We start from the raw sequence: 3,434 nt of genomic DNA on the forward strand, positions 1-3,434 counted from the left end.
GCGACAAGGTGCTGGTTGAAATGACGCCCTACGACCTGACCAAGGGCCGCATCACCTATCGCTTCAAGTAAGGACGCGCGTGTCGCGTCCTGACCTTTCGGCTCCGAGGCTGGTTCTGGCCTCGTCGAGCCCGCGCCGCATCGAACTGCTGGCGCAGATCGGGGTGGTTCCCGATCATGTTGATCCCGCCGACATCGACGAGACGCCGCTGAAGGGCGAGACGCCGTCGCGTCTGGCCGAGCGCCTGGCGCGCGGCAAGGCCGAGGTGGTGGCGGCGCGTTCGCCCGACGCCATCGTCCTGGCCGCCGACACCGTCGTCGCCCTGGGCCGTCGCCTGCTGGAAAAGCCGGCGGACGATGCTGAGGCCCGGCGTTTCCTCGAACTGCTGTCGGGCCGTAATCACCGCGTCTTCACCGGCGTCGTCGTGATCGCCGGGGGGCAGACGACCTGCCGCGTCGTCGACACCCGCGTTTCCTTCAAGACCCTGTCGCCCGAAGAGATCGCCGCCTACGTCATCTCGGGCGAATGGCGCGGCAAGGCGGGCGGCTACGGCATCCAGGGGGCGGCCGCCGCCTTCGTGCGCCGCATCGTCGGCAGCCACCCGGCGGTCATGGGCCTGCCGCTTTATGAAGCGGCCAATCTGCTTCGGGGCGCCGGCTGGCGGCCCAGGACCGCCTGACATGGCCGATATCGAGGTCTTCCTCGATGAGGCGCCGGGCGAGACCCGCGGCGTCATCGCCCGCGACGGGCTTTTCACTCATCTGATCATCCACCGCGACAGCGACCGGCCGAGCGATCGGCTGGGCGCGCGTTGCGTCGGCCGCATCGCGCGGGTCGAACCGGGCCTGCGCGGCGCCTTCGTCGATCTGGGCGCGGGCGAACCCTACGGCTTCCTGCCGCTCGGCCAGAACGACAGGCCGGGGGAGGGGGGCAAGATCGAGGTCGAGGTCGTTGCCGAGCCGCGTGAACGCAAGGGGCCGGTTCTGCGTCGCCTGGCCGAAGCATCAGGCGCGCCGCGTCTGCTGGCGCCGGGGCCGGACGTGGCCGCGATTCTTTCCAGCCTGGTGCCGGGCGTCGCGCCCCAGACCGGCGTCGTCGCGATCCGCGCCGCCCTGGAGGCCGAGGAGGACGCGCTGTCCGCCACTGTCGTCGATCCCGCCTGCGGGCTGGACCTGATGATTCAGCGCACCCGCGCCCTGATCGCCGTCGACATCGACCATGCCCCCGCGCCGGGCCGCGATTCCCGCAAAAGCCGGGAGGCGGCGAACCGCGCCGGATTGTCGCATGCGGCGCGCTTGCTGACGCTCAAGGGGTGGGGCGGGCTGGTCGTGATCGACCTGATCGGCGCCGGTCTGCACGGCGACACCATAATGAAGGGAGTCCGCGCGGCGTTCAGCGCGGAGCCGCAAGCCGTGTTCGGGCCGCTGAGCCGGTTTGGTCTGATCCAGCTGTCGCTGCCGTGGCGGCGCAGGCCGCTGGACGAGCGGCTGCTGGACGCCGGCGGGCGCCGGACCCCGGAAACACGCGCCCTCGCCGTGGCGCGTCAACTGCGCCTGGCCCTGCTGTCTGATTCCGCGTCTCCGCGTCTGGTGGCGCGTTGTTGTCCCGAGGAGGCGGCGTTGGCCGCGCCCCTGGTTCAGGCCCTCGGCCCCCGGGCGGGTCTGGTCGCGGATGTGTCGCTGGCGGCCGGGGCCGTCAGAATCGAAGAGGCTCGATAATGTCGCTCTGCCCTATCTGCCGTCGCCAGGAGGCCGTTCCGGCCTACAAGCCCTTCTGCTCCAAGCGGTGCGCCGACGTCGATCTGCAGCGCTGGTTCACCGGCGGCTACGCCATTCCGGCTGAAGAAGCGGTCGAGGATGAAAAAGATCGCTGAATTGAGTGAATTGGCGTCTGGACAGCCCTGCCTGCCTCGCCTATAGACCCGCCTCTCGCGACGACGTCGTGCGCCTGGATAGCTCAGCTGGTAGAGCAGCGGATTGAAAATCCGCGTGTCGGTGGTTCGAACCCGCCTCCAGGCACCATTCCCCCTGAAAATCATCGCCAATCCCCCTCGCGGGAAGCTGTGCCGTAAAATGGCCTAAATTTCGCCTTGGGAATTGCATTCCGGTAACATGGCGTGATGCGACGGTTTCGTGTCGCCATCATTACGAAAATCGCAAATATTTTGCCGAACTTCCCGATTGCTGCAGGTGCGAAGGGGAAAAGAAACTTTGCGCACTTGACGCTACGTGGGGTGTTCGCCAAAGGGACTTAACCGCATTCCTGCTTGCAGGTCGGGGTGACCGGGATATTGTGCCCGGACCTTGGCGGCGACGCTCGTTTTCGAATGGGCGTTGCGGGAGGGCGGCTCCACTCGTTCGGCTCGATCCGGGCGGTGGCGCAATTTCATTATAGGGACGGCCGACTGACGCGGTCCGTGTCTTGGGTTCCACGTGTCAGACCAAAGCAGGAACTGGCGAACAATGCTCGATAGCAAGAAGACGAATATCCTCCTCGCAATGGCCGGCGCCGCCGTCCTGATGGCGAGCTCGCCGGTTCTGGCGCAAGACGCCGCAACCCCCGCCGCTGCCCCCGCAGCCGCCGCCTCGACCGCCGCTCCGGCCGCCGACGCCGCTGCTCCGGCTGCTGATGCTGCTGCTCCGGCCGCTGATCCCTCGACGGTCAGTGAATCGGTTTCGGGCGGTCACGGCGGCGGCATCACCCCGGTCTCCATGTTCATGGAAGCGACCGCAGTGGTTAAGGTCGTCATGGCCGGCCTGCTGCTGGCCTCGATCTTCTCGTGGACCATGCTGCTCATCAAGCTGCTCGAGTTCGGCGCGCTGAACAAAACCACCGACCGCTTCCTGGAAGCCTTCCGCGGCGCTCGCACCATCGCTGACATGCGTCGCGTCGCCACCTCGGAAGACTTCGACGGCAACCCGCTGGCCGACATGGCCGCCGCCGCCACCGAGGAAATCGAACTGTCGCGTCAGGCTGGCCTGCAAGTGACCGGCGATCACCGCGACTCGGCGCTGCTGCGTGCCCAGACCGCCGTCGCCGCCGTTCAATCGGGTCTGCCGAAGCGCCTCTCGGGCGGCCAGCAGTTCCTGGCCTCGGTCGGTTCGACCGGTCCGTTCGTCGGTCTGTTCGGCACCGTTTACGGCATCATGAACTCCTTCATCGGCATCGCCGAGTCCAACACGACCAACCTGGCCGTCGTTGCTCCGGGTATCGCTGAAGCCCTGCTGGCCACCGGCATCGGCCTGTTCGCCGCTATCCCGGCCGTTATCTTCTACAACTACTTCAACACGCGTATCTCGAACTACGGCACGCGTTCGGACGGCTTCAACGCTGAACTGATCAACGCCATCTCGCGTCAGCTCGACAAGGGAGCGTAAGACGGATGGCCGCCAAACTTTCCGGTTCCGGCGGCGGCAAGTACACCGTCGAGGCTA

The 3,434-nt window shown here is 67.0% G+C and carries 4 protein-coding genes, 1 tRNA gene and 1 pseudogene; all 6 read left to right on the forward strand.

The features are described from left to right. Window positions 1-71 (forward strand): annotated as a pseudogene (locus tag VGE49_RS05645) (translation initiation factor IF-1); the annotation flags it as partial. A gap of 8 nt (window positions 72-79) precedes the next feature. After that, complete coding sequence (locus VGE49_RS05650) at window positions 80-679, forward strand: Maf family protein (protein ID WP_331033589.1); 600 nt, start codon at window positions 80-82, stop codon at window positions 677-679. 1 nt (window position 680) lies between these two features. After that, window positions 681-1,718 carry a ribonuclease E/G gene (locus VGE49_RS05655; protein WP_331033590.1) on the forward strand — a complete coding sequence of 346 codons (1,038 nt, stop codon included), beginning with the start codon at window positions 681-683 and terminating at the stop codon, window positions 1,716-1,718. Next, a complete protein-coding gene (locus VGE49_RS05660) occupies window positions 1,715-1,873 on the forward strand; it encodes a DNA gyrase inhibitor YacG (protein WP_414643601.1) in 159 nt (52 codons plus the stop codon). Before VGE49_RS05655 ends, VGE49_RS05660 begins: the two co-directional genes overlap by 4 nt. Window positions 1,874-1,945: 72 nt before the next feature. After that, window positions 1,946-2,021, forward strand: a tRNA-Phe gene (locus tag VGE49_RS05665). Between the two features lie 441 nt (window positions 2,022-2,462). Beyond that, window positions 2,463-3,377: a MotA/TolQ/ExbB proton channel family protein gene (locus VGE49_RS05670; protein WP_331033592.1), complete on the forward strand. Its 915-nt coding sequence runs from the start codon at window positions 2,463-2,465 to the stop codon at window positions 3,375-3,377. The last annotated feature ends 57 nt before the right edge of the window (window positions 3,378-3,434 follow it).

Origin of the sequence: Brevundimonas sp. (assembly GCF_036405315.1) — a bacterium.
Lineage (GTDB): Bacteria > Pseudomonadota > Alphaproteobacteria > Caulobacterales > Caulobacteraceae > Brevundimonas.